22 protein-coding genes are annotated in these 22,636 nt (G+C 31.2%); 7 read left to right on the top strand and 15 right to left on the bottom strand.

Annotated features, from left to right (window positions below; genetic code table 11):
- The first annotated feature begins 1,076 nt into the window (after nt 1–1,076).
- The 4 genes from BKH44_RS07585 (at nt 1,077) to BKH44_RS07570 (ending at nt 5,434) form a co-directional block, all read left to right on the top strand.
- Nucleotides 1,077–2,495 carry an amino acid permease gene (locus BKH44_RS07585; RefSeq protein WP_095271979.1) on the top strand — a complete coding sequence of 473 codons (1,419 nt, stop codon included), beginning with the start codon at nt 1,077–1,079 and terminating at the stop codon, nt 2,493–2,495.
- Nucleotides 2,496–2,514: 19 nt separating this feature from the next.
- Nucleotides 2,515–3,450 carry an arginase gene (rocF, locus tag BKH44_RS07580; RefSeq protein ID WP_095271977.1) on the top strand — a complete coding sequence of 312 codons (936 nt, stop codon included), beginning with the start codon at nt 2,515–2,517 and terminating at the stop codon, nt 3,448–3,450.
- Complete coding sequence (locus BKH44_RS07575) at nt 3,447–3,935, top strand: DNA-deoxyinosine glycosylase (protein ID WP_095271974.1); 489 nt, start codon at nt 3,447–3,449, stop codon at nt 3,933–3,935. Before rocF ends, BKH44_RS07575 begins: the two co-directional genes overlap by 4 nt.
- A gap of 77 nt (nt 3,936–4,012) precedes the next feature.
- Entirely contained in the window at nt 4,013–5,434 is a 1,422-nt protein-coding gene (locus BKH44_RS07570) for a Do family serine endopeptidase (protein WP_095271972.1), read from the top strand.
- Nucleotides 5,435–5,459: 25 nt separating this feature from the next.
- Here the strand turns inward: BKH44_RS07570 and BKH44_RS07565 are convergent, their stop codons facing one another.
- Both BKH44_RS07565 and lolA read right to left on the bottom strand, forming a co-directional pair.
- The gene (locus BKH44_RS07565) at nt 5,460–6,629 is read right to left on the bottom strand and encodes an MFS transporter (protein WP_095271969.1); all 1,170 of its coding nucleotides are present in this window, start codon (nt 6,627–6,629) and stop codon (nt 5,460–5,462) included.
- Nucleotides 6,630–6,682: 53 nt separating this feature from the next.
- The gene (gene lolA, locus BKH44_RS07560) at nt 6,683–7,207 is read right to left on the bottom strand and encodes a LolA-like outer membrane lipoprotein chaperone (RefSeq protein ID WP_095271966.1); all 525 of its coding nucleotides are present in this window, start codon (nt 7,205–7,207) and stop codon (nt 6,683–6,685) included.
- A gap of 110 nt (nt 7,208–7,317) precedes the next feature.
- On the opposite strand from lolA, the gene secA reads away from it, so the two are divergent.
- The 3 genes from secA to BKH44_RS07545 all read left to right on the top strand — a co-directional run bounded on the left by secA (nt 7,318) and on the right by BKH44_RS07545 (nt 11,539).
- Nucleotides 7,318–9,894 (top strand): preprotein translocase subunit SecA, encoded by a 2,577-nt coding sequence (secA, locus tag BKH44_RS07555; RefSeq protein ID WP_095271963.1) that lies wholly within the window; start codon nt 7,318–7,320, stop codon nt 9,892–9,894.
- Nucleotides 9,887–11,122, top strand: coding sequence for an ABC transporter permease (locus tag BKH44_RS07550; protein ID WP_095271987.1), 1,236 nt, complete (start codon nt 9,887–9,889; stop codon nt 11,120–11,122). The genes secA and BKH44_RS07550 overlap by 8 nt, the downstream gene beginning before the upstream one ends.
- A gap of 168 nt (nt 11,123–11,290) precedes the next feature.
- Complete coding sequence (locus tag BKH44_RS07545; protein WP_180674146.1) at nt 11,291–11,539, top strand: RNA-binding protein; 249 nt, start codon at nt 11,291–11,293, stop codon at nt 11,537–11,539.
- A gap of 17 nt (nt 11,540–11,556) precedes the next feature.
- Here BKH44_RS07545 and thiE read toward each other — a convergent pair whose 3' ends face one another.
- From thiE to BKH44_RS07485, 13 genes are all read right to left on the bottom strand, one after another.
- Nucleotides 11,557–12,165: a thiamine phosphate synthase gene (thiE, locus tag BKH44_RS07540; RefSeq protein WP_095271961.1), complete on the bottom strand. Its 609-nt coding sequence runs from the start codon at nt 12,163–12,165 to the stop codon at nt 11,557–11,559.
- The gene (hemC, locus tag BKH44_RS07535; RefSeq protein ID WP_095271958.1) at nt 12,158–13,093 is read right to left on the bottom strand and encodes a hydroxymethylbilane synthase; all 936 of its coding nucleotides are present in this window, start codon (nt 13,091–13,093) and stop codon (nt 12,158–12,160) included. Before hemC ends, thiE begins: the two co-directional genes overlap by 8 nt.
- A 14-nt stretch (nt 13,094–13,107) precedes the next feature.
- On the bottom strand, nt 13,108–13,515 hold the full coding sequence (locus tag BKH44_RS07530; protein WP_095271955.1) for an FxsA family protein: 408 nt from the start codon (nt 13,513–13,515) through the stop codon (nt 13,108–13,110).
- A gap of 1 nt (nt 13,516) precedes the next feature.
- Nucleotides 13,517–15,265, bottom strand: coding sequence for a proline--tRNA ligase (locus BKH44_RS07525; protein WP_095271952.1), 1,749 nt, complete (start codon nt 15,263–15,265; stop codon nt 13,517–13,519).
- 21 nt (nt 15,266–15,286) lie between these two features.
- Nucleotides 15,287–16,618: a glutamyl-tRNA reductase gene (gene hemA / locus BKH44_RS07520; protein ID WP_095271950.1), complete on the bottom strand. Its 1,332-nt coding sequence runs from the start codon at nt 16,616–16,618 to the stop codon at nt 15,287–15,289.
- The gene (locus BKH44_RS07515; RefSeq protein ID WP_095271947.1) at nt 16,618–17,511 is read right to left on the bottom strand and encodes a polyprenyl synthetase family protein; all 894 of its coding nucleotides are present in this window, start codon (nt 17,509–17,511) and stop codon (nt 16,618–16,620) included. Before BKH44_RS07515 ends, hemA begins: the two co-directional genes overlap by 1 nt.
- A gap of 14 nt (nt 17,512–17,525) precedes the next feature.
- Entirely contained in the window at nt 17,526–17,915 is a 390-nt protein-coding gene (locus tag BKH44_RS07510; RefSeq protein ID WP_257842622.1) for a hypothetical protein, read from the bottom strand.
- Nucleotides 17,908–18,195 (bottom strand): DUF2018 family protein, encoded by a 288-nt coding sequence (locus BKH44_RS07505; protein ID WP_095271944.1) that lies wholly within the window; start codon nt 18,193–18,195, stop codon nt 17,908–17,910. Before BKH44_RS07505 ends, BKH44_RS07510 begins: the two co-directional genes overlap by 8 nt.
- Nucleotides 18,195–19,493, bottom strand: a complete 1,299-nt coding sequence (gene hisD, locus BKH44_RS07500; protein WP_095271942.1) for a histidinol dehydrogenase — start codon at nt 19,491–19,493, stop codon at nt 18,195–18,197. The genes BKH44_RS07505 and hisD overlap by 1 nt, the downstream gene beginning before the upstream one ends.
- A gap of 144 nt (nt 19,494–19,637) precedes the next feature.
- The gene (locus BKH44_RS07495) at nt 19,638–20,072 is read right to left on the bottom strand and encodes a Dps family protein (RefSeq protein ID WP_095271939.1); all 435 of its coding nucleotides are present in this window, start codon (nt 20,070–20,072) and stop codon (nt 19,638–19,640) included.
- Nucleotides 20,073–20,150: 78 nt separating this feature from the next.
- Entirely contained in the window at nt 20,151–21,197 is a 1,047-nt protein-coding gene (locus BKH44_RS07490; protein ID WP_257842624.1) for an ATP-binding protein, read from the bottom strand.
- A 16-nt stretch (nt 21,198–21,213) separates the two neighbouring features.
- Nucleotides 21,214–21,498, bottom strand: coding sequence for a hypothetical protein (locus tag BKH44_RS08990; RefSeq protein WP_257842623.1), 285 nt, complete (start codon nt 21,496–21,498; stop codon nt 21,214–21,216).
- A gap of 20 nt (nt 21,499–21,518) precedes the next feature.
- On the bottom strand, nt 21,519–22,565 hold the full coding sequence (locus BKH44_RS07485; protein ID WP_095271934.1) for a flagellar basal body P-ring protein FlgI: 1,047 nt from the start codon (nt 22,563–22,565) through the stop codon (nt 21,519–21,521).
- Between the last annotated feature and the right edge of the window lie 71 nt (nt 22,566–22,636).

The following is a 22,636-nucleotide window of genomic DNA, read 5'->3' as shown; positions in this document are numbered from 1 at the left end:
AATGGCAAGCAAGTGATCACATATTTGTCAATGCTTCTGTTGGAACCAAACTCAGTGGGATAGCAAGGTATGGGAGTATCAATCTAGGATTCAAATGGAGGTTTTAAAACCTTCAAGGTTTTTGGATAGTGAGATAGTATAAGTTTAGTTCATTGAAAGATTGCAAATGATTGAAGGTTTTCCTTTCCTCACAAAAAATATAGACCAGCACAAATTATATTTTATATTTGAAGAGGGAGGGGATTTGAATTTGATTTGATTGGATTATTTGATTTGAATATCTATTACCCCGTTATACCTACCAAAAAGCATCATTTAATATTTTTTTGCTTGAGATCCTATGTTATTAATTAAAGGGAGGGGTAAAAAATAAATAGATTTGGATATAACAATGGAGAAGTTTAAAATGGCCTATATGGTTAATTTTATATCTCTTTAAATAAAGATGGAGAAGAAAAATCATTTTATCCTGATTTTATTTTTTGGTTACAAAAAGAAAATAAGCAAACAATACTTTTTATTGACCCTAAAGGAGATAGATTTAGTAGTGCTTATGATCATAAAATTGATGGATATAAAAAAGTTTTTTTAAATGAAATATTTAATGTTGGAAAAACTGAAATTGATGTTAAATTAGCCTTAATGAGGATAACCAATACAACGGTTGGGGATGGATATGAAGATTATTGGTATTCAAAAGATGATTTAATAGGTATCTTTAATGATATAACACAAAGAAAAAGGCTATAGTCTATGAAAATTTATATATAGTGTAAAATTAGTTTAAAACGTCATATAAAACATAAGTGATTTGAAGCTTAAAATCCAAGTGACTATATCTACTTTGTTTTAATATGCGGTTTTAGAACTTCTCTTGTGAAAATACTCCTTGTATTCTTAAAAAACTAATCCAATTAACTCCTTTTTTTGTATTTTTAAAATGGATTGCAAAATTTTATCAATTCAAAATTGTTACTATTTGTAATTTTTATTGAATAAATTTGTCCTAAAAATATATGAATCTGTATCAAAAATATTTTTTTCGGTTTTAATTGTAGCTATATAGGAGTATGACAATGGAAAATAAAAAAATAGATATTGATAATAAAAAAGAACATCTTGTTAGGGATATAAAATTGCGTCATCTTTTAATGATAGCATTTGGAGGTGCTATTGGGACTGGACTTTTTGTAGGTACAGGAGGGAATATCCATCAAGCTGGTCCACTAGGCACTCTTATTGCCTATGCTGTTGGCTCAATTGTTATTTATAGTATAATGCTTTCTTTGGGAGAGCTGGCTAGCTATTTTCCAAATACAGGGAGTTTTGGTGATTATTCTTATCGTTTTATTGGTCATGCAACTGGTTATATGATTTTTTGGCTTTATTGGCTAGGTTGGGTCATTACAGCAGGAGTAGAGTATATTGCTGTAGGGTTTTTGATGCAATATTGGTTCCCGGATATTCCTATATATTGGTGGGTCATTGCTTGTGCTTTTTTAGTGTTTTTACTAAATTCTTTTTCAGTAAAAATTTTTGCTGAAGGCGAGTTTTTATTGAGTTTTATCAAGACTGCTGCAGTGATTATATTTTTGATTATAGGTTTCATTGCCATTGCTTATCATTTTTATATTGAGGGGTTTGAAGCGATTTTTAAAAATTTTTATTTTGAAAAAGGTGGATTATTCCCTAATGGTATTTTTGCAGTTTTTGGTACTATTTTGGCTGTAATGTTTGCATTTACAGGTACGGAGATTATTGGTGTGGCAGTGGGAGAGACAAAAAATCCAAAACAAGTAATGCCTAAAGCAATTAAAGCCACTTTATTGCGATTGATAGTATTTTTTCTAGGTTCTGTTTTTATCATCTCTGTTTTTTTACCTATGAATGATTCTACTATCACTCAAAGTCCTTTTGTAAGTGTACTTGAAAGGATAAAATTACCTTTTTTTGAAAATGGCATCCCATACGCAGCTTCTATAATGAATTTTATCATTGTTTCAGCATTAATATCCACAGCAAATTCAGGACTCTATGGTGCTTCCAGGATGATTTATGGATTATCTGAAAAAAAAATGTATTTTGCATTGTTTTCCAAACTAAATAAAAAAGGCACCCCAATTTATGCACTATATTTTTCAATGGTTTTTTCTTTAGTGGCTCTTTTTACAAGTATTTATGCACCATCTAAGGTTATTGAAACACTTATATCAGTTATCAGTTTTACTGTTGTTATCGTTTGGGTGAGTATATTGATTTCTCAATATATTTTTCGTAAACATTATCTCAAAGATGGGGGAAAACTACAAGATTTGCCTTATAAAACACCTTTCACACCTTTGACTCAAATCATTGGCATATTAGGTTGTTTGATAGGAGTTGTGGGTGCATATTTTGATCCAGAACAGCGATTAGGTATATGGGCAACTATTGTATATATATTATTATGTTATATTATTTATTTTTTAACTAAAGATAAATTTAAAAAAAATTAAGTTTGATAGAAAGGTCATCATGTCATTGCAGTTAATAGGTGTATTTTCAGATATTGGTGCTTCAAAAAGGGGTTCTTCTAAAGGCGTAGACTTGCTAATGGAGCATTTTAGAAAAAATCATAATGATTTGAAACAGACAAGAATCATTAATCAAGCATTGCTTCAAAATCTTCAAAATTCACCAAAATATGCTAAAAATATCAAGGCAATTTGTGAATTTTTTGAAAATAAATTGATCCCAGAGGCAAAAAAAGTTATTGAAAGCGGAGAATTTCCTTTAATTTTTAGTGGTGATCATTCCAATGCTCTGGGTATTCTACAAGCTTTTGAAGAAATATATTATGAGGAACCGATTGCAGTCATTTGGATAGATGCACATTCAGATTTACACACTCCATATGATAGCAATTCTGGAAATATTCATGGTATGCCTGTAGGAGGGATTTTAAACATTGCTAAAAGTGGAGAAAATTGCTTAGAAGAAAGTGAAAAAAGTGAATGGGAAAAGCTTTGTACTTTGAGTACACAAAGGAATATAAAACCTCAAAATATCACATATATAGGTGTGAGGAGTTTGGAAAAATCTGAAAAAGACATGATTGAAAAGTTTAAAATTCCTCTTTACTCTGTCAGACAAGTTCGTCAAAATATCCAAAACGTCATCAATGAAGTTATCACTTCATTGGAAAAAACTCATCGCGTGTATTTGAGTGTTGATGTAGATGTGATGGATGGAAAAATTTTTACTTCTACTGGTGTCAGGGAAAATAACGGACTTTATCCATTTGAGCTTCAAGAGTGTATAGAGTTATTGATAAGAGGCTTAGAAAAGAAACTTATAGCTATAGAATTTACAGAATTCAATCCTGTCTTGGATGACTCAAAAACTGAGGATTTTCAAGTGCTTTTAAAGATCATTTCAAAGACTATTGAAGAATTAGAGCAAATCCATTGAAACATTCTTGGCTAAAACATCCTTTTGCACCAATTTATGATAAAAATTCTGAAATCTTGATTTTAGGTACTTTTCCTTCACAGGCTTCTCGTAAAGGGTTTTATTATGAACATCCACAAAATCGTTTTTGGAAAATCATTTCATCTTTTTTCCCTAATACTCTTTTAAAAGATAAAAATTCAAAAATAAAAGTTTTATTACAAAATCATATTGCTCTGTGGGACGTGATTGAAAGCTGCGAGATTGTAGGTTCAAGTGATGCTAGTATTAAAAATATTATTCCAAATAATATTGCTAAAATCCTTCAAAATGCTCCTATAAAAAATATTTTCACTAATGGAAAAAAAGCAGCAGATTTATATATGAAATTTTGTTATTCAAGTATTTTAAAAGATGTAATTATTTTACCTTCTACGAGTCCTGCGAATGCAAAATATAATCTAGATACTTTGAAAAAAGAATGGAAAATTATTTGTTTGGATTGATAAAAAAATTTTAGTTTTAGAAATATTTATGATTCTGATTTAAAATTTTTCTTAATTTAAAAATTTAGGAGTTATTTATGAAATACAAAGTTGTGATTAGTGCTGTTTTGGCAGGAACTTTAACTTTAAGTGCTTTTGGTATTCAAGATATGCCTAGTGTCAATAAACGCGTGGGACCAGATGTATCTGCAAATTCAGTTTATTCTTATAATGCCTCCATCAAGGAAGCAACTCAAGCAGTTGTAAATATTTCTACACAAAAAAAGATAAAAAATCAACTTGTTAACAATCCAATGTTTAATGATCCTTTTTTTCAACAATTCTTTGGTGATTTATACAATCAAGTTCCAAAAGACAGAATAGAAAGATCTTTAGGTAGTGGAGTTATAATTTCTCCAGATGGTTATATCGTGACTAATAATCATGTCATTGATGGTGCTGACAAAATCACAGTTACCTTACCTGGAAGCACACAAGAATACTCTGCTACATTGGTAGGTACAGATTCTGATAGTGATTTGGCTGTGATCCGTATCAATAAACAAAATTTACCTTTTATTAAGTTTGCTAATAGTTCAGATTTGCTTGTGGGGGATATTGTATTTGCTATAGGGAATCCTTTTGGAGTTGGAGAGACATTGACTCAAGGTATTGTTTCAGCATTAAATAAAGGAATAGGGCTTAATAATTATGAAAACTTTATCCAAACAGATGCCTCTATAAATCCGGGAAATTCCGGAGGAGCACTTATTGATAGTCGCGGGGCATTGGTAGGTATTAATACTGCTATTATCTCAAGAACTGGTGGGAATAATGGTATTGGTTTTGCGATACCTTCTAATATGGTCAAAACCGTAGCAACCCAATTAATCAAAAATGGCAAAATTGAAAGAGGATACCTAGGCATAGGTATTCAAGATGTTACTAATGACTTGAGGGATACTTATCAAGACAAACAAGGTGCCGTTGTTATCAGTATTGAAAAAGATTCTCCTGCAAAAAAAGCAGGATTGATGGTATGGGATTTGATCACTGAAGTTGATGGTAAAAAAATAAAAAATGCCACAGAACTTAAAAATCTTATTGGTTCTTTTAGTCCCAATCAAAAAATCACATTAAAATATATACGTGATAAAAAAGAAAATACAGTTATGATTGCTCTAGGTGAAAGGAAAAATTCAAATAAAAAAGAAGTTACTGTCCCTAAAGATAATACACAAGGTCAACTCAGTGGACTTAAAGTCGAAACATTGACTCCTCAAATCAGACAAAGGTATAAAATCCCCGAAAATATAAATGGGGTAATTGTAACTTCAGTAGCAGATAATTCGCCTGCAGAACAAGTTGGTTTTGTTCAAGGAGATATTATTTCTCAAATTGAAGATATTTCTATTAAAAGCACAGCAGATTTTACTAAAGCTCTAGATAAATATAAAGGTAAAATGAAAAGGATTTTAGTCTTTGGTAATAATGGTATTAAAACAATTGTAACAAAATAAGTTTTGTTACAATTGTTTTTTTGACTTAGATTGTTTGTGAGTTGCTTGCTTTATATGCAAAAAATATCAATAATATTGTAAGTGCTATGAATACTATCAATGGCACTTTCCATGATCCAAAGATATCATAAATGAAACCTAAAAAAATAGGACCTGTCGCAGCTATCAAATACCCTAAGGATTGAGACATTCCAGATAAACGAGCTACTTTTTGGGGTAAAGAAACTTTGGTAGAAATAAACAACAAAGCAATTCCAAATAATCCACCCATTGGAAATGCAAGGAGAAAAGTAGCTATGAACATCATTAAAATACTACTTTCTCCATAAAGGATGCCAAAAGCAAGCCCATACATCAAGCACAAACATGTACTAAAAAAGTGTTTATATTTATTGCGAACCCTAGAGATAACTAAAGGTCCAAATAAAGCAATAGGCATTGAGCAAATTTGATAAAGCAATGTCATATTTGACGCAAAGTGTAGATCAAAACCTTTATCAATGAGTATAGATGGAAACCAAGCAATTACACTGTAAAAAATTAATGATTGTGTCCCCATAAATAAAGTAATCCACCAAGCAGTTGAGTATTTATAAATAGGTTTATCATCTTTGATTGTTATTTTATTATTTTGATATTTTCTTCTACCTTTTAAATGTGGGTACCAAAATATTAGGGCAATGAATGCAATGAATGCCCAGATAGCAAGAGTATTTTTCCACCCTAATCCTAAAGATATGGCTATAGGCACAGAAATACCTGCGCCTATAGCTGCCGATATGACCAATATCAATGAATACAGACTCATTACCTTGCCAAAATTTTTTGGAAATTTTGTTTTAATGATACTAGGGAGCAAGACATTAGCAATAGCAATCCCTATCCCCATCATTAAAGTTCCCAAAAAAAGACCAATTTCTCCAAAATAAGAACGTATTACCTCACCAAAGGTTATAAGTATAAGCCCATAAAACATCATTTGAACGTATTTGAATCGAGCAACTAAAGGAGAAAAAACAGCAAATGCAAATAAAGGCAAGGTAGTAATGAGACCCGCTAGAGCATTTGAAAAATGATATTGTTCTTTGATGAGTTCAATAATTGGTCCTACACCAGTGATTGGACCACGTAAATTGAGTGTGATTAAAATGATTCCTATGAAAACAAAGCGATTAATTTTTGTTTTATTTTGCATAATCAAATCTCCAAATTAAAGCTTCTATTATATCAAAATCTATTTTTTATATTTTATTGTTGAATGATATCAATACCCTCTTTAGGAATAAAAATAAAATCTTTATCATTAATATTTGAATTTATCAAAACTTTTTTAAACTCAATATAAATTTTATTTTCAAGTTCATCTATAAATTCAAGTGAATAAGGTTTACCATTTTTTAATGTCAAAAAATAAGAATTATGACCAATATCAGATCGATATCTGCCATCTTTTTGTAAAGTGGCTTTTTTGAGTATTGAGAGAAAATCAGTTTTTTGTTTTAAATGTGAAATAGTTGCTTGATAAAGGCTAGGCTCATAAATCACAACATCCTCACCCCTGATAAAAATCTCTTTCTTTAATGGTTTTAAATAAGTCCATTTTACAAGGTTTGGAGCTTTTGCTTCAATATTACCACTATAAGAAACTTTTCTACCCTCTTGACTCTCAATAATTTGAGAAAAATCAGAACGAAAACTTTGAATATTTTGACCCCAGCTATATAATAAATTTATATATAATAAAAAAATGACCCAAAACTTAAATACACTCATTATGTTGCTACCTTAGAATATCATTCATACTTATGTTTAAAGCAATTTTATCGTAACTATGTTAGAATTCACACTGAGTAAAAATTAATTGAAAAAATGAAGGCAATGGAATGTTACAGACACTGATAGGAAAAATTATAGGCACGAGAAATGACAAACTCATCAAAAAATATTATAAACGTGTTCAAGCCATTAATGCATTAGAGTCAAAATATCAAAAAATGGATGATGATGCTCTCAAAACAGAATTTTCTAAATTTAAATCTATGGTTTTAAATAAAGAAAAAATCCTTGATGAAGTATTAGAAGATAGCTTTGCTATTACAAGGGAAGCTTCTAAGAGGATTTTAAATATGCGTCATTTTGATGTGCAACTTATCGGTGGTATGGTTCTAAATGAAGGCAAAATTGCTGAAATGAAAACAGGTGAAGGGAAAACCTTAGTGGCAACATTAGCAGTTGCTTTGAATGCTATGATGGGTAAAAGTGTCCATGTTGTTACTGTTAATGATTATCTTGCCAATCGAGATGCTGAAGAAATGCAACCTTTATATAATTTTTTGGGTTATAGTATTGGGGTTATCACTTCAGAAATTAAAGATGATTCACATAGATTAAAGACTTATAACAATGATATTATTTATGGCACAAATAATGAATTTGGTTTTGATTATCTTAGGGATAACATGAAATATTCTTTAGGACAAAAAGTTCAAAAAGAGCATTTCTTTGCTATCATTGATGAAGTAGATTCTATTTTGATCGATGAAGCAAGAACCCCCCTGATTATCTCTGGTCCAGTGAATCGAAAAATGCAAAATTATGAATTAGCAGATAAAGTTGCTAGTAAGCTCATACCTCAAGAAGATTTTAGTATTGATGAAAAAAATCGTGTCATCCTTATCAATGAAAATGGTATCAAGAAAGCAGAAGAATTCTTTAAGGTTGATAATTTATATAGTATTGAAAATGCTCCACTTTCTCATCACCTCGATCAAGCCCTCAAAGCAAACTATCTTTTTGTAAAAGATAAAGATTATGTGGTTCAAGAAGGTGAAGTAGTGATTGTTGATGAGTTTACAGGTCGATTGAGTGAAGGTCGACGTTTTAGTGAAGGATTGCACCAAGCTTTAGAGGCAAAAGAAGGTGTGAAGATAAAAGAAGAAAGTCAAACATTAGCTGATATTACTTTTCAAAATTATTTTAGACTCTATCAAAAACTTTCAGGTATGACAGGTACAGCACAAACTGAAGCAAGTGAATTCCTCCAAATATATAATTTAGAAGTTGTTTCTATCCCTACCAATGTTCCTATTCAAAGGAAAGATCTTAATGATCTTATTTATAAAAGTGAAATAGAAAAATTTGAAGCTGTTATCAATAAAATCAAAGAACTTTATAATAAGGGGCAACCAGTTTTAGTAGGAACTGCTAGTATTGAAAAAAGTGAGGTTTTACATCATTTATTACAAAAGCAACGTATTCCTCACACTGTTTTGAATGCAAAACAGCATACCAAAGAAGCAGAAATCATAAAAGATGCTGGAAAAAAAGGGGCTGTTACTATTGCCACAAATATGGCAGGAAGAGGTGTAGATATCAAGCTCGAACAAGAAATCAAAGATATTGGCGGTCTATATATCATAGGCACAGAGAGACATGAAAGCCGTAGGATAGATAATCAACTACGTGGCAGAAGTGGTAGACAGGGGGATCCTGGCACGAGCCAATTTTATTTAAGTTTAGAAGATCCTCTCCTTAGGATTTTTGGTAGTGATAAAATAAAAGGCGTGATGGAGCGATTGGGGTTAAAAAATGGTGAACATATTGAATCTGGTTTGGTCACTCGATCAGTAGAGAATGCACAAAAAAAAGTAGAAAATTTGCATTTTGAATCACGTAAGCATCTATTAGAATATGATGATGTTGCTAATGAGCAGAGAAAAACGGTTTATAAATTTAGGAATGAGCTTTTAGATTCTAATTATAATATTCACAATCGTATTGTTGAAAATCGCCAATATATGCTCAATCAAAGTATTTTGGGGGCTAGAATGTTTGAGGGGATAGAAAATATTGATATGCAAGGCATCAAATCAATCATTAAAGAAGATTTTGGAGTAGAACTTGATGATAGCTTATTTGATAATACCAATGAAGGCAATATTCAAAATATGATTTTAGAGCAAATCACAAAGATATATGAAGAAAAAATGTCTTCTTTGGAATCGGAGCAACGCAATGAGATTGAAAGAATTATATATCTACAAGTGCTTGACAATAAGTGGAGAGAACATCTCTATACAATGGATACATTAAAAACAGGTATAGGTCTTAGAGGTTATAATCAAAAAGATCCCTTAGTAGAATACAAGAAGGAAAGCTATAATCTATTTTTGGAATTGATAGAATCCATAAAAATAGAGGCTTTAAAAACCCTTCATTTTATCCAATTTCAAGCAGAAAATGTCAACGAAGAAGTCCAAGATTCTACACAAAAAATCTTAGAACAACTTGAAGAATCACAAGAGGATCTTGATTATAATACTGATGAGATAGAGTTTGATTTAAACCCTAAAAAAATATCTCGTAATGATTTATGCCCTTGTGGTAGTGGCAAAAAGTATAAAATATGCCATGGAAAAAGTGGTCCAAAAAAAGGATTATTGGCAAAAAACAATGTTTAAAAAATCAACCCTTGTATTATTCCTTATTAGGAGATATTTGCGATTTGATAAAAATCAACCTTTTATTTCTATCACTGCTATCCTTGCTTTTTTAGGTGTGGGTGTAGGCGTTATGGTCTTGATTGTGGCGATGGCGATAATGAATGGAATGAGCAAAGAATTTGAAAAAAAACTTTTTGTCATGAATTACCCTATAACACTATTTGCTACAAGCAACAAAGGTATTTCTGAAAATATCCTTCAATCACTTGAAGAAAGATTCCCAAATTTACTTTTCAGTCCTTACCTGCGTATCCAATCAGTAGCTAGAGCTAATGGTATTATGAGTGCAGGGATTGTTTTTGGTGTAAATATTGAAAAAGAAGCAAAAATTAATGAAGTTTTTGCAAAAGCACTTGAAGGGGTTGATATTGAAGATTTTTATCAAGATAAATTTTCTTTGATTGTTGGTGAAGGACTTGAGGAGTCATTAATGCTCCAAAAAGACTCCAAGCTTAGCTTATTTTTTACAAAACTTGAGCCCACAGGACTTACATTTTCTCCTACAATGAAGCGATTTGATGTGAAGGGCTTTTTTGATTCAGGTCTCAAGGCATATGATACAAGTTATATTTATACAAATCTTTCTGCTATCGCAGCTATAAAAAATATAGCACCAGGCATTTATGATGGAATCCATATTTTTTCAAAAGATCCCATGAATGATATTAACAAAATCAAACAAGCTCTCTTGGAAATACCTAATTTTGGAATAGAAGCTGAGGGTTGGTGGCAACAAAATGGTAATTTTTTTGCAGCAATGGCTTTAGAAAAAAGGGTTTTATTCATTATATTGATGTTGATTATACTGATGGCTTCATTGAATATTATCAGTTCTTCATTGATGGTGATAATGAATAGACGTAAAGAAATCGCACTACTTTTGAGCTTAGGAGCCACAGCAGTAGAAATTAAAAAAACATTTTTTTGGCTAGGAAATTTTATTGGTATAGGAGGGATTTTATTAGGCATAATCCTTGCAATGTTAGTTTTATATATCTTATCAACATTCCCAGTCATATCTTTGCCTGTAGATGTTTATGGGATATCTCGTTTGCCTATTGACTTATCCTTGTTGGATTTTTTTTCTACGATCATTGGGGCAATCATTATTGTTTGTATTTCTTCTTATTATCCAGCTAAAAAAGCTTCAAAAATTAACATTTTATCTGTTTTAAGGAATGAATGACTAGCATTTCAATCTTTTTTAAGCTTAAATACTCTAGTATAATAACCTTTAGTATGTATGTTTGAGTTCTTATTAGTTTTTCCACATTTCTGATTCCTCTGCCTACACATTAAAGAGTAAGTGTTTGTTGAGGTTTCACCTCTGATTTTTAGTATAATGGAGAATAGTTTGAAAAGTATTTATGTAGGAAATCTAGCCTATAGTGCGAGTGAAGAGGATATTAAACAGCTTTTTAGTAAATATGGTAATGTAGCTTCTGTTAAGCTTATCAATGATAGAGAAACTGGCAGAGCAAAAGGTTTTGGATTTGTAGAAATGGATGATGCACAAGCACTCCAAGCTATTAGTTCTCTTGATAATACAGACTTTATGGGTAGAATGATTCGAGTTAACGAAGCCAATCCCAAAGGAAGATAATTTTACAGGTAAGGTTTTTAACCTTGCCAATTCTTTTTTAATAATTTCATATTTTCTGCAATATTACCTTTCCAAATCCCACTAACAATAGCAATCATATCAGCTTCTTTTAATTGAATGATATTTTGATGATTAATCCCTCCAATTGCACAAATAGGTATTTTTATAACCTGTTTAGCTTGTATGAGTAATTTTAAAGATGCTTTTTTTGCTTGAGGTTTTGTTTGAGATTGGAAAAAAGCTCCAAAAGCAACATAATCAGCTCCTTCATTTTGAGCTTTTATAGCTAATTTCAAACTGTCATAGCAAGATACCCCCACCTTTCCTTCAAAATACTTTTTAACCTCTTTTAAGCAACCATCATCAGCACCAATATGTAGACCTTCAGGATTGACCCTAAAAGCCAAATCAACTCTGTCATTAATGATAAAAACTATATTATTTTGGTTGCAAAAATCTTTGATTTCTGTACACAACTGAAAAATCTCATTATCTCTATGATGCTTATCACGCAATTGAAAAATCTTCATCCCACTTTTGCTAGCAACTTCTAACATTTCAAAAATTTTATCATAAGGGGTAAGATTTTCATCGCTGATGCCATAAATACCTTTAAATTTATTCAAATACCATTCTTTCTGCTTGGACTAATAATTCTTTAGCATTTTTTTGGACAAAACGATGGGCTAAGATTTCTGCCAATTCTTCTGCTTTATGGATTTGACCTTCAATTTTATCTTTTAAAATTTTCGTTCCATCTGGTAGCCCTATGATTGCATTGAGTAAAATTTTATCATTCAATATTTCTGCATTTATACCAATAGGTACTTGACAGCCACCTTCTAAAATCTTTACAAAAGTCCTTTCAGCATTACAACAAATATTTGTTGGCTCATCATTTAATTTTTGGAGTGTGACAAACATTTGATTATCTTTCCTCATCTCTATCCCTAATGCACCCTGACCCATTGCAGGAATCATCATTTCTATCGGTAAGGGTGTGATATATTTGACTTGTTCTATATCAATACCCAAACGATTTACACCTGCTTTTGCTAAAATAATCGCATCAAAATCATTATTTTGCAAGCGTTTTAGCCGTGTTTGCACATTGCCTCTCAAACTTTGAGTATCTAAATCAGGTCGAAATGCTTTTATTTGCATTGAACGTCTCAATGAAGTTGTGCCAATCCTAGCTCCATTTGGCAGACTATCTATTTTTGAGAAATTTTGACTCAAAAAACAATCCCTAACATCTTCACGTTTTGTGATGCAAGCAAGTCCTAATCCATCTACAAAATCAACAGGCACATCTTTAAGAGAATGAACTGCTAAATCAATACTCCCATCAAGTAGTAATTCTTCAAGCTCTTTAGTGAACAATCCCTTCCCTCCAATTTTTGTTAATGGCACATCTAAAATCTTATCACCTTTGGTTTTGACAATTTTTAGCTCACTTAAGATATTCAACTCATTTTCTAATCTTTTTTGAATATATTCAGCTTGCCAAAGTGCTAAAATGCTACCTCTTGTGCCTATAATAAGCTTTTTCATTCTTTATTTTTGCCTCAAGTTTTTTCTTCAGGGATGATTTCTACATCAATAATTTTATCATTATTTGAATCATATTGAGATTTTTCTTTATGTTTAGGGAAATTCAACATTAACAATCCAATGCATTCTAAAATGATTCCAACAACATCACTTAAAATACCGGGAAATATCAAAAAAATAGCCCCAATCAAACAAATAAAATTCGCACTCAAAAATGCCATAGGACTCAAATTTTTTTGGAATAATTTCGAAAAATCATTTGAAATTTTCAGTGGAATCCTTACCAATATTAATATTCCTAGAAATGCACTACCAATCATTTCTAAAAGAACCCAACCTATGCCAAACAAATCAATACAATACAAAACCAAAAATATTTCTAATATAAAATAGAAAATTCCAATCATATATAAAAAAGGCATATCAATCTCTTTTTAAAATTTCAATTATATTTTCAAGCAAATTTTCAGATGGCACTTCAAATTTTTGTAAGCCTTCCCTTCTGATTATTTCAACTTTATTATTTTCAAGTGCTTTTCCAATAATCAAAGCATACCTAAAACCAATCAGTTCAAAATCAGCCATTTTAGCCCCAAACCTCAAATCCCTATCATCAAGTAAAACATCAACACAGGCTAAAAGTAATTCTTCATAGATTTTATATGCAAAAGATATTTGTTGCTCATCTTTTGTATTTGAAATGATAATGCTAATATCAAAAGGAGAAATTGTTTTTGTCCATACACAACCTTTTTCATCACTTTTTTGCTCTAAAATAGCAGGCAACAAACGACTCACTCCAATCCCATAGCAACCCATTTCAAAAGCAACACTTTTGCCATCTTTATCAAGAAAAGTAGCACCTAAGTCTTGTGAGTACCTCTTGCCTAGTTTGAAAATATGTCCAACTTCAATTCCTTTTTTATGATCCAAGCTGCCATTACAAAAACAACACTTATCTTTTATCTTGACTTTGGTTATATCTTCATAACATAATCCTTCAAAAGTGCTTAAATCCACACCAATAAAGTGATAATCTTCTTCATTGGCACCACAAATTAAATCCCCCTCATCTTTTAAATCTATATCAAAAATAATATAGTTAGCATTTGTAAGATTTTTTAAAGCATATGGACCAATAAAACCAGGCTTCAAACCAACTTCCAACAATTCACTCTTTTGAGCTTCAATCAGTTCTAATGCTTGAGCACCTCTTTTATTTAAAGCATTCAAAGCTTTTGTTTCTTCAAGCTCATCATCTCCTCTTAAGAAGAAATAAACTAATTCAGGAATTTTTTTGCTCTCAATATCAAAGATTATTTTTTTAACCACAGCTTTGAGGGTAAAAAAACTATCCACTTTGAAAAAATCAGCTAATTTTTCAATACTATTGATACATGGAGTATGGAATTTTGCAAAATTAGCTTTGGGGGCAATATAATTAGGAGTTCGTTTATTACGTTTTGCTGCTTCTATATTGGCTGCATAGTCACATTTTTGGCAAACCACAATGACATCTTCACCACATTCTGCCAAAACCATAAATTCCTTGCTTCCACTGCCACCAATAGCACCACTATCAGCATCTACAACCCTAAAATTTAATCCAAGATTATAAAATATTTTTCTATAAGCTTTTTCCATCAAATCAAATTCTTCTTGTAAACTTTCTTCATCTGTATGGAAACTATAAGCATCTTTCATTATAAATTCTCTGCCTCTAATTAATCCAAATCTAGGCCTAATCTCATCACGAAATTTTGTATGTATTTGATAAAAATTTACAGGTAATTGTTTGTAACTTTTTATATAAGCTTTAGCAATTTCTGTAATATTTTCTTCATGAGTGGGACCTAAAACAAACTCATTTTCTTTTCTATCTTTGAGTCTCAAAAGCTCTTTGCCATATTTTTCATATCGCCCACTTTTTTTCCATAACTCTGCAGGAGTAACAAACCCCATTATTATTTCTTGAGCACCACAGTAGTTCATTTCTTGTCTGATAATTTTTGTGATTTTGTCCAAAACTTTTTTACCCAAAGGCAAAAAATTATAAATCCCACTTCCGATTTGATGGATATACCCTGCACGGATTAAAAATTGATGGCTTTTCAGGATAGCATCTTTTGGATTTTCTTTGATAGTAGGGATAAAAATTTTAGAAAATAACATTTGAATCCTTTTTGATTTTAATTAATGTAAAATTGTGTCATATTCACATTTGTATCGATTTATCAATACTACCTCATCATTAATGTCAAAAATAGTTTTAAGAGCTTCAATGATAGGATCGGCTTCTTCTTTGTCTGAAATTTTTTTGAGATTGATAGTAGGTTGGTGTAAAAATACATTGAATGCACTATGTAAAATTTTTGCAACATTTTCTTCATATTCTTTAGGCAAAAATCCTTTTTTTATAGAGCGTTCTAATTCTTTTAAAGAAGCATTTTTAGCCAGTTCGCGAAGCTTTTTTATGAGAGGGTCTATCCCTAGACTTTGGAGCCATTTAGAAAAATCTAATGTATGTTGACCTACAATTTCATAAGCTTTAATTGTATTTTTTTTTCTGCTTTCAAGATTTTCATCAGCCACTTGTTGTAAATCATCAACATCAAACAAATGGATTTTATCTATTTGAGGGTTTTGGATATTTCTAGGCACAGAAAGATCAAACCAAAAACGTTTAAAATCCACATCCTCTACCATAGAATCCAAAATAATAAATTGAGTCGCAGAAGTCGCACAAAACAATAATGGATATTGATTGATGAGCGTAGGTAATTCAGAGAAATTTTTTACTTCTATTTTATCGTTATATTCACTATTTAATTCTTCGGCTAAAACAAGAGCTTTTTGTTTATTGCGATTGAGCAATAAAATACGATAACCATAATGGAGCAAATGTTTGCTCGTCAAACTCCCCATTTCGCCTACACCTATTACAACTGCAATTTTATCTTTTATGCCATTTTTTTCTAACAAGGAATTAGCTTCTTTTGCTGCTAGAGAAGCTACCGATATAGAATTATTTGAAATTTGAGTAGAATTCCTTACTGCAGCTGCACATCGAAAGGCAAAATGGATAAGACGAGTAAGATTTTTGCCACACAATTGATTGTCAAAGCAAAATTTATAAGCACTTTTAAGTTGTCCAGCAATCTGAGTTTCTCCTACTACAATACTATCTAAACTACTAGCTACACAAAAAACATGATGGATGGCTTCTTGATTGGTATAAATATCAGCATTTTTTTGAAGTTCTTCAAAATCAATAGATTTTTTTTTAGATAATTTTGTTATCACAAATTTTTTTGTGTCTTCAAATTCAGGAGTATAAATATAAATTTCTACACGATTACAAGTTGAGAGCAAAACAACTTCTTGAATATTTTTATTTTCAATTTTTAAGTTTTGTAAAAAAGATTTTATTTCTTGAGTTGTACTGAAAGCAATTTTTTCTCTTATATCAATTTGAGTACTTTTATGCGAAAAGCTAATCGCTAAAAACCCTGCTAACTGCTCCATTAAAACTCCCTATATATCATTTTATCAACTATTTCTTCAAGCAAATGATTTTTTTGGTCTTTAATCGAAGCAATAGCTAAATCACCATATCTTATTGCTTGGTCAATCACTGAATGTATGATATTGTATTTATTGAAATGTTCTTTTAACCATTCATCAATTTTTGGACTATCTTGTCGGAAATAAGAAACTAAGATTTTCTTTTGATTTTCAGGGAGATTTTCATATAAAAAGATATATGGCAACGTTGTTTTTCCTTCTTTAAAATCTCTCATTGAAGGTTTTCCTAAAGTTTCCCTATCCCCTTTGACATCCAAAACATCATCAATGATTTGAAATGCAATCCCTAAATTGATCCCATAGTTTTTATATTTCACATCATCAAGTCCAGCTAAAATAGCACCACATTCTGCACTTGCACCAATCAAAGAGGCTGTTTTATCCCTGAGCATTTGAAAATATTTTTCTTGACTAGGATTGAAATTTTCAGATAGATATACATCATCAATTTCACCTCTTGAAAGCTCAATAACTGCATTTGAAATACTTTGTGCAATTCTTTGATCCATTTTTGTGAGTTCAAAAAATGCTTTAGAATAAAGAACATCACCAAGCATAATAGCATTTTTATTTCCAAATGATGCGTTTAAAGAAGGTTTGCCTCGACGAATTTCAGATTCATCAATCACATCATCGTGTAATAAAGAAGCACTTTGTATCATTTCAATGATGGCACATAGTTCAATAACTTTAGGATGATGAGGACATATAGCTAAGATAAGTTTACTTCGAAGCATTTTTCCAGATATGATTTGTGAAAAAAGTTGTTCTATATTTATATTGGCAATTTCTTGCATAAAATTTTGTATTTTTTTTTCTATTTGTCCTAACATTATATCTTATCTCCCTATTTTGATAAAAAATTAGCTTCCCCAGAAATACCTATCCATAATGAAGCTGTATTTGCTTTTTGATCAAAATCTTTGAATGAAATATATAAAAATGAAGTTTTGTCTGATCCATTATTTACAAATAATGGAAGTTTGAAAGTATCCCTTTGGTAATCTTTATATAAGATAAATTGATAAGGGAATTTATCATAATTCAAAAGCACTACAAGACCATTATTTTTATACAATGTCCACCTTAAAATAAGGGGCTTTTTTAAATTTTCTTCATAAGCAAAACCCTTATAAACCTCATCTTTTTTTAGAATGATATTTTTATCAAAGTTCCAAATAGGTTCTTTACAAAAGCCAAGCACTGCAAAAAAAACTAAAAAAAATATTTTACTCATTTTCACTTAAAATCTTAGCCATTGATTCAATAGCAATGTTGTTTTTATGATGCTTTACTTTTTCTTGAAAATCAGACTCCTCTTGTATCCTCATATACATTTCTTTGAGTTTTCCTTCAAGTTGGAATTCTTCAAACATCAGCTCATAAATAGCTTGTAATTCAAGTAATCTTTCAAGCTCCATGCTTGCGAGGTTACGGCTTGCATTGAAAATAACATCCTTCCATTTTTCAATAGGACTACCTTCTAATACTTCAAGATTATCAAATTCTTCCCACATTATTGCTCCTTTATTCTAGCTAAAATCGCTTTTTGATGTGCTCCAAGTCCTTCTAAATGAGCCAATTTAGCACAATCCTCACCAAACTCCAAGATAGCTTGTCTTGAAAAACTAATGATAGAGCTTTTTTTCATAAAATGCTCTGTGCTTAAAGGAGAAAAAAACCTTGCTCCACCACCTGTAGGCAAAGTATGATTAGGACCTGCAAGATAGTCTCCTATAGGCTCAGGGGTATTTTCTCCAAAAAAGATTGCACCTGCGTGTTTGATTTTACTCAAAAGCTCAAAAGGGTTTTTGGTGAGTATTTCCAAATGTTCTGGTGCAAGCTGATTACTTAAATCTATACATTCATCCAAATCCTTTGCTATGATAATCATAGCACGATTTTCAATGCTTTTTCTTGCGATATTTTCGCGTTCTAAAATAGGGAGTATTTCATAAAGATTTTTAGTTACTTCTGTTGCTAATGCAGTGCTTGGAGTGATTAGGATTGAACTTGCCATTTCATCATGTTCTGCTTGAGAAAGTAAATCATGGGCTATATATTTAGCATTTTGATCTTTATGAGCGATGATGGCAATTTCACTTGGACCTGCAATCATATCAATAGAAACTTCGCCAAAAACAATTTTTTTTGCGGCTGCAACATATATATTTCCTGGGCCTGTGATGACATCTACTTTTTTTATCCCATCAATTCCATAAGCCATAAGCCCAATCGCACTCGCTCCACCAACTTTATACATCTCTTGAATTTTGCAAATATAAGCTGTAGCAAGTAAAATTTCATTGGGTTGATTATTTGGCGTGGGGGTACAAATTAGGATTTCTTTTACTCCAGCGACTATTGCAGGTATTGCATTCATCAACAAAGAACTTGGATAAGCTGCCTTTCCACCCGGAATATAGAGTCCTGCTCTATCTACAGGGGTTACTTTTTGACCTGTCATGCTTCCATTTTCTTCTAAATCCAACCAAGTTTTTGGTTTTTGTTTTGAATGAAAGGCATATATCCTTTCATAAGCTGTATGCAATGCTTTTTGTGTGCTTTTATCTAGTTTTTCATATGCTTTTTTGCATTCTTTAGGATCAATGGAGATATCTTGGATGTTTTTAGGATTCCAGCTATCAAATTTATTGATATGTTCAATCACTGCTTGAATACCTGTATTTAAAATCTCATCAAGCAAACATTGTGCTTTTTGAGTTGCTACTTTCATATCAAGTTTGCCACGATTTAGCAAAAGTTTGAATTGTTGTTCAAAATCTAAATCATCAGTATTCAATATCCTTATCATCGCATACCCTATCAAGCTTCATTGGAATTATTATAACACAATAAAAATGATAATAGAGGAAAAAAAGGGGGGGGGGGGTATTTCTTAAACTTTAAAAAATCAATTCTAGGAATTAAGAAATAAAATGGGACAAAGTCCCAGAAATTAACTCAAATGTGCTTTGAGCATCCAAATAGATTTTTGCAATTTTGCTGTATTTTCATCAGCATAAGCAGCTGTTACTTTATCATTATCTTTATCTGCATGTTCAGATAGCTTTTTGAACTCTTTTTCAAGATATTCATAATCTTTTAAAATGTCTTTAAAAACTTCATTGGATTTAAAATTTGTTTTGGTTTCTTCTTTTACTTTGGCAGTTTTTATAGCTTCACTTAGCGTTACTACAGGTTTTTCGCCCAGTTGAACAATCCTTTCAGCAATATCATCAAACATATCAGCAAACTCTTCATAGATTTTTTCAGTGGCTTTATGTGTATGATAGAAATCTGAACCTTTTACATTCCAATGAAAATTATGCACTTTCATAAAAAGCACAATAGAATCAGCTTGGAGTTGTTTTAGTAGCTCAATAGTTTTCATTTAGATTCCTTATTTGGAAAAATTTTATCATTTAAGATAATTATTTTATAATATATTACAATGGTAAATAAATTGGTTTCATAAGCAATTTGGAATCTTGATTTGAAAAACTTTATCTTGATTTTCTAAGAGTTCAATACTGCCCCCATGAGCCTCTGTGATTTGTAATGATAGTGCAAGTCCTAAGCCATTTCCTTTGAGTTTAGTTGTTTCAAAAGGTTCAAAAAGTAGTTTCTTATTTTCCACAGCTTTGCCATTGTCTGTAATATTAAAAATAATACACCCATCAATGATTTTTGCCTCAAGTTTGATTGTACCGCTCAAAATATCTGCATCTTCAATCGCATCAATGGCATTGTAAATAAAATTTTGCAATACAATACCCATCAGATTGAAATCAAAGAATGCCTCCTTTTCCTCAAGGTCAAATAAAAATTCTATTTGTTTAGAATAAGTGTATTGCTCAATAGCTTCTTCAATATCACCCTGTAGTTCGGATAATCGATGTAATGTTTTATGAATATTTACCCCTTTAGAAAACAATAAAGTCGCACTTATAATCCGTTCGACTCGCCATAAGGCTTTTTGTATTTCCAGAATAATGGGCTTAGAAGAATTTTCAACTTTTTTGATTAAAGTAGAAGTTAGAAGAGAGATCGATCCAATAGGATTTCGAATCTCATGAGCTAAATGGGCAGAAACTCTCCCCATAGCTGCTAAACGTTCTTGTCTTTTTTGGATACTGATATCTGTAGCAGTTATGACTTGTTTGTTTTGAATTCTATTGCTTTGAAATAAATAAGTTTTCTGTTCATATTCAATTTCTCCACTAAAATCTTGTTTTTGTGCTTCTTGGAAAGTCGCTTGGATTTCATTGGCTAGAGTATTTTTATAAAAAAAACTCTCATCATCGTTCCTAACCCAGATCGCTTGGGGTAAAATCTCAATAACCCATTCATATAATGCCTTATAGTCTTTGAATTCTTTTTCAATCTTATATGTTTGGAGGATGAATTCATTTAGAAGTCCAAGTAACTCGCTCTTGTCATGAGAACTGATTTTTTCAAGTACATCTTTTCCTATAACTTTATCTTGGCTTTCTTTATCTTCTTGAAGTTTGATTATATTTTTATTTTGTGATTCATCTTTTGCCAAGTTGTTGCTCTTTGAGGAAATTGAACAATAATTCGCTGTAGCCAAAACTTCCACTGAGTTGTTTTGAAAGGCTTTCTTTATACATCGATTGATAGATTTCACCTCCAGCTTGCTTTGGATAAAGGGGGTCATCAAGTTTTAAAGAAGTATCTAAAAGGAATTTTAATACTAAAGACTCAAAAGCATCAGTTTGTTCTTTCAAAACCTTATCATCGCCTTTTAAATCTTGGTTTTTTAATACCTTATCTACATTATAATTATTATAAAGCATCCCTGCATCAATCTTGTTCATTATATAACCTCAATTTCAGCACTTATAGCACCACTTTTTTTCATTGCTTCAAGGATAGAAATCATACTTTTTGGACTCGCTCCCATTTTTTGAAGGGCTTTTACTACACTTGAGATAGTTGTAAACTTACCATTTGAACTCAAAATATTTTCTTGAGGATCAAAACTGTTATTGGTGTCAATCTTTTGAGCTTTTTTATCATCTAAAGGTTCTTTGGTGATTTTAATAGTAATATCTCCACTTGTAACCACTACAGGATGAACAATTATGCCAATGCCTGCTACAATAGTTCCAGATTTTTCATCTATGATGATTTTATCTCGATTGGAATAATCAATATTGACCTCTTGAACTAATGCCAAAAACTCTATCATACTCAGATTAGCAGGACGAATGATTTTTATCGTCCTTGGATCAATAGCAATAGCAATATCTGAGCCAAAGATTTTATTAAGGGTATTTTGAATCTTAATAGCATTTTGAAAATTTGTCTTTTTTAGACTCAAAGTCATCCCATTTTTGTCATAAAGATCATAACTGATCTCACGTTCTATAGTCGCACCATTCACTACAGTACCAGAAAGTATATTTTGTGAGCTTCCCAAAGCCACTGCACCTTGTGCGATGGCATAGATATTTCCATCGACTGCTGTCAATGGAGTCATCACTAAAGTACCCCCTTCAATAGATTTTGCATCTCCTATAGAAGAGATTTGAATATCTATTTTATCTCCTTGTCTTGCAAATGGAGGTAAAGAAGCCGTAATCATGACTGCAGCAACATTTTTTGATTTGATATCATCAGGAGAGATTTTTACATTCACACTTTCAAGCATATTTGCAATGGATTGCATTGTAAATTTTGAGCTTGTCTTATCTCCTGTACCATTTAGCCCTATGATCAATCCATATCCTATAAGTTGATTGTCCCTTACGCCTACAATATTAGCAATATCGCCAATTTTTTCTGCATAAAGATTCACATTAAAAAAACATAAAAAAACCAAACCAATAGCAAAATAGCTTAAATGCTTCCAAAGCTGCATTCATTCTCTCCTTAGAATCCTAAACTTTAAGATAAAATAAAGCAAAAAATATTCCATATATTATTATGTTT

It is taken from the genome of Helicobacter sp. 13S00477-4, assembly GCF_002272785.1.
GTDB lineage: Bacteria > Campylobacterota > Campylobacteria > Campylobacterales > Helicobacteraceae > Helicobacter_J.
Note: the sequence above shows the minus strand (reverse complement) of the source record. Positions and strands in the feature narration are given on the sequence as shown.

Excerpts from the sequence above, each read along its gene's own strand:
- BKH44_RS07585 (WP_095271979.1), top strand. The coding sequence starts at position 1,077 with ATGGAAAATAAAAAAATAGATATTGATAATAAAAAAGAACATCTTGTT.
- rocF (WP_095271977.1), top strand. The coding sequence starts at position 2,515 with ATGTCATTGCAGTTAATAGGTGTATTTTCAGATATTGGTGCTTCAAAA.
- BKH44_RS07570 (WP_095271972.1), top strand. The coding sequence starts at position 4,013 with ATGAAATACAAAGTTGTGATTAGTGCTGTTTTGGCAGGAACTTTAACT.
- BKH44_RS07565 (WP_095271969.1), bottom strand. The coding sequence starts at position 6,629 with ATGCAAAATAAAACAAAAATTAATCGCTTTGTTTTCATAGGAATCATT.
- lolA (WP_095271966.1), bottom strand. The coding sequence starts at position 7,207 with ATGAGTGTATTTAAGTTTTGGGTCATTTTTTTATTATATATAAATTTA.
- secA (WP_095271963.1), top strand. The coding sequence starts at position 7,318 with ATGTTACAGACACTGATAGGAAAAATTATAGGCACGAGAAATGACAAA.
- BKH44_RS07550 (WP_095271987.1), top strand. The coding sequence starts at position 9,887 with ATGTTTAAAAAATCAACCCTTGTATTATTCCTTATTAGGAGATATTTG.
- hemC (WP_095271958.1), bottom strand. The coding sequence starts at position 13,093 with ATGAAAAAGCTTATTATAGGCACAAGAGGTAGCATTTTAGCACTTTGG.
- BKH44_RS07530 (WP_095271955.1), bottom strand. The coding sequence starts at position 13,515 with ATGCCTTTTTTATATATGATTGGAATTTTCTATTTTATATTAGAAATA.
- BKH44_RS07525 (WP_095271952.1), bottom strand. The coding sequence starts at position 15,265 with ATGTTATTTTCTAAAATTTTTATCCCTACTATCAAAGAAAATCCAAAA.
- hemA (WP_095271950.1), bottom strand. The coding sequence starts at position 16,618 with ATGGAGCAGTTAGCAGGGTTTTTAGCGATTAGCTTTTCGCATAAAAGT.
- BKH44_RS07515 (WP_095271947.1), bottom strand. The coding sequence starts at position 17,511 with ATGTTAGGACAAATAGAAAAAAAAATACAAAATTTTATGCAAGAAATT.
- BKH44_RS07510 (WP_257842622.1), bottom strand. The coding sequence starts at position 17,915 with ATGAGTAAAATATTTTTTTTAGTTTTTTTTGCAGTGCTTGGCTTTTGT.
- BKH44_RS07505 (WP_095271944.1), bottom strand. The coding sequence starts at position 18,195 with ATGTGGGAAGAATTTGATAATCTTGAAGTATTAGAAGGTAGTCCTATT.
- hisD (WP_095271942.1), bottom strand. The coding sequence starts at position 19,493 with ATGATAAGGATATTGAATACTGATGATTTAGATTTTGAACAACAATTC.
- BKH44_RS07495 (WP_095271939.1), bottom strand. The coding sequence starts at position 20,072 with ATGAAAACTATTGAGCTACTAAAACAACTCCAAGCTGATTCTATTGTG.
- BKH44_RS08990 (WP_257842623.1), bottom strand. The coding sequence starts at position 21,498 with ATGCTTTATAATAATTATAATGTAGATAAGGTATTAAAAAACCAAGAT.
- BKH44_RS07485 (WP_095271934.1), bottom strand. The coding sequence starts at position 22,565 with ATGCAGCTTTGGAAGCATTTAAGCTATTTTGCTATTGGTTTGGTTTTT.